Raw genomic sequence first — 3,046 nt, 5'->3', positions numbered from 1 at the left:
TCGCCACGATGTCACCGGCTTCGGCGATATCGAGCGTGTGCCGCTCGATATCGCCGAAGCCGGTGACATCGTGGCGATCGCCGGCCTGACCAAGGGCACCGTCGCCGACACCTTCTGCGATCCGGCCGTGGATACTCCGATCCAGGCGCAGGCGATCGATCCGCCGACCGTGTCGATGTCGTTCATCGTCAACAACTCGCCGCTCGCCGGCACCGAAGGTGACAAGGTCACGAGCCGCCTGATCCGCGACCGCCTGCTCCGCGAGGCCGAAGGCAACGTCGCGCTGCGCGTGGTCGAATCCGCCGACAAGGACGCGATGGAAGTGTCGGGCCGCGGCGAATTGCAGCTCGCGATCCTGATCGAGAACATGCGCCGTGAAGGTTTCGAACTCAGCGTGTCGCGTCCGCGCGTCGTGCTGACCCGCGACGAGAACGGCCAGCTGCTCGAGCCGGTCGAGGAAGTCGTGATCGACGTTGACGAGGAGTTCTCCGGCGTCGTCGTGCAGAAGATGAGCGAACGCAAGGCCGAGATGATCGAGATGCGGCCCTCGGGCGGCAATCGTCTGCGGCTGGTGTTCTACGCGCCGACCCGCGGCCTGATCGGTTACCAGGGCGAACTGATGACCGACACCAAGGGCACGGCCATCATGAACCGGCTGTTCCACAACTACCTGCCGTATCGCGGCGAGATCCAGGGCCGCCGCAACGGCGTGCTGATCTCCAACGATCAGGGTGAAGCGGTCGCCTACGCGATGTTCAAGCTGGAAGATCGCGGCCCGATGATGATCGAGCCGGGCCGGAAGGTCTACAAGGGCATGATCGTCGGTGAGCACACCCGCGACAACGATCTCGAGATCAACGTCCTCAAGGGCAAGCAGCTCACCAACATCCGCACCACCTCGAAGGACGAAGCGGTGCGCCTGACGCCGCCGATCCGGATGACGCTGGAAAAGGCGCTGGCCTATATCGAAGACGACGAGCTGGTCGAGATCACCCCGAAGTCGATCCGGCTGCGCAAGCGCCTGCTCGACCCGAACGAGCGCAAGCGCGCCGAGAAGAGCAAGCAGGCGGTCGCCTGATCTCCGTTCGTCATTGCGAGCGAAGCGAAGCAATCCAGCCCCCTGCACGGTGCTGGATTGCTTCGTCGCTTTGCTCCTCGCAATGACGGTGAGAGGTCGGTGATCGATCCGAACGCTGGAACTTGACGCCGTTTCGATACTCGATGCCCGGCCTTCGTGCCGGGCATCGTCGTTTCAAGGCCCCTGACATCGAACCGCCGTCAGCGCCGTGGTAGGATCGCGCATGCCGTCATCCAGCTTTCCGTCCTCGGTCGACATCGCGATCATCGGCGCCGGTGCGTCCGGCCTCGGTGCGGCGCGGACGCTGGAAAGAACCGGTCTGTCGGTGATCTTGCTGGAAGCGCGGAATCGGATCGGCGGCCGGGCCTGGACCCGGATGGTGACGCCGGAGATCGCGTTCGACGTCGGCTGCGGCTGGCTGCATTCGGCCGACGAGAATTCGTTCGTCGGCATCGCCGAGCAGCTCGGCATCGGCATCGACAAGACGCACCCGCCGTGGGGCGAGGCGAGCTTCGGCGATGTGTTTCCCAAGCGCGACCGCGCCGCCTTCGGCAAGGCGCTCGACGCGTTCTACGAGCGGGTCTGGCGCGCGGCGAAACACAAAACCGATGTGGCTGCAGCGACCTTGCTCGAGCCGGGCAACCGCTGGAATCCGATGATCGATGCGGTGTCGACTTACGTCAACGGCGCCGAGCTTGATCGCATTTCGGTGCACGATCTCGAATCCTATCGCGACACCGGCATCAATTGGCGGGTTCGCGAAGGTTACGGCACGCTGATTGCGGCCTACGGTGCGCCATGTCCGGTTGCGCTGAACTGTGTGGTCGAGCTGATTGATCACTCCGAGCGGCAGATCAAAATCAAGACCTCGCTCGGCACGCTCAGTGCCAATCAGGTCATCATCACGGTGCCGACCAATCTGATCGCCGACGAGGCCATCCGGTTTGCGCCGGCGTTGCCCGGCAAGGTCGAGGCCGCGCGCCATCTGCCGCTCGGCGTCGACGACAAGGTGATGTTGAAGCTGTCCGATCCGAACGGCTTTCCCGCCGACGGCAACTTACGCGCTGCCACGATGCGGAGCGCGATGGGGACGTATCACCTGCGCCCGTTCGGCCATGATTGTATCGAGGGCTTCTTCGGCGGCCGCTACGCGCGCGAGCTGGAAGACGCCGGCGAGGGGGCGTTCGCCGCGCAGGCGATCGACGAGATCGCCGATCTGCTCGGCAACGACATTCGGCGCAAGCTGTCGCCGCTGGCGGAATCGCGCTGGGCCCATGATCCGTTCGCGCGCGGCGCCTATTCGCACGCGCTGCCCGGCCATGCCGATGCCCGCGGCGTCTTGGCGGCGCCGGTCGATGGCCGGCTGTTCTTTGCCGGGGAGGCGACCTCGCCGCAGTTCTTCTCGACTGCCCATGGCGCGCGTGATTCGGGCGAGCGTGCAGCGCGACAAGCGATCGATTGTCGCAGCGGTGCAGGTTTCGCAGCGAACTAACTTCCACCTAAAGTGTCGCGACTGCCGCAAATCGGCGCGGAAATACGCAAGTCTTCCTGTGAGTTGTCCGATTCCGGCACAGCGCGGGCCGCGTCTGGTGCAGAAAATCCACACGTTAACCGATAATTAACGTTGGAGCTTGAAGCCGGCCCCGCGACTTGCTTTGATCACCGTCATGAGCACGACCCTGATCGAGGTACGAGCGGCAAGGGCAGCGGATGCGTCCGCGGTCGCGGCCACCCATGACGAAGCCTGGCGTTCCGCGTATCAGGGCATCATCCCGGGTGCGGAGCTGGAAAAGCTGATCAACCGCCGCGGTCCGACCTGGTGGGACTCGGCGATCCGTAAGGGCAGCCGAATCAGCGTGCTGTGCTTCGGCGACAAGATTGCCGGCTACGCCAATTACGGTCGTAACCGCGCCCGCAGCCTGCAGTTCGAAGGCGAGATCTACGAGCTTTATCTGCGCCCCGAGTTCC

2 protein-coding genes and 1 pseudogene are annotated in these 3,046 nt (G+C 64.4%); all 3 read left to right on the top strand.

What is annotated here, in order from left to right:
- On the top strand, positions 1-1,078 hold a 1,078-nt coding region (locus tag DYI24_RS24270; protein ID WP_502706373.1), incomplete at its 5' end, for a large ribosomal subunit assembly factor BipA.
- Between the two features lie 223 nt (positions 1,079-1,301).
- On the top strand, positions 1,302-2,570 hold the full coding sequence (locus DYI24_RS24265) for a flavin monoamine oxidase family protein (protein WP_164574139.1): 1,269 nt from the start codon (positions 1,302-1,304) through the stop codon (positions 2,568-2,570).
- A 175-nt stretch (positions 2,571-2,745) separates the two neighbouring features.
- Positions 2,746-3,046, top strand: a pseudogene (locus DYI24_RS24260) (GNAT family N-acetyltransferase); the annotation flags it as partial.

The sequence above is a fragment of the Rhodopseudomonas sp. BR0C11 genome, from assembly GCF_010820945.1.
Taxonomy (GTDB): Bacteria; Pseudomonadota; Alphaproteobacteria; order Rhizobiales; family Xanthobacteraceae; genus Rhodopseudomonas; species Rhodopseudomonas palustris_H.
Note: the sequence above shows the minus strand (reverse complement) of the source record. Positions and strands in the feature narration are given on the sequence as shown.

What these genes read in the sequence shown, in the direction of transcription:
- DYI24_RS24265 (WP_164574139.1), top strand. Translation starts at nt 1,302, where the DNA reads ATGCCGTCATCCAGCTTTCCGTCCTCGGTCGACATCGCGATCATCGGC.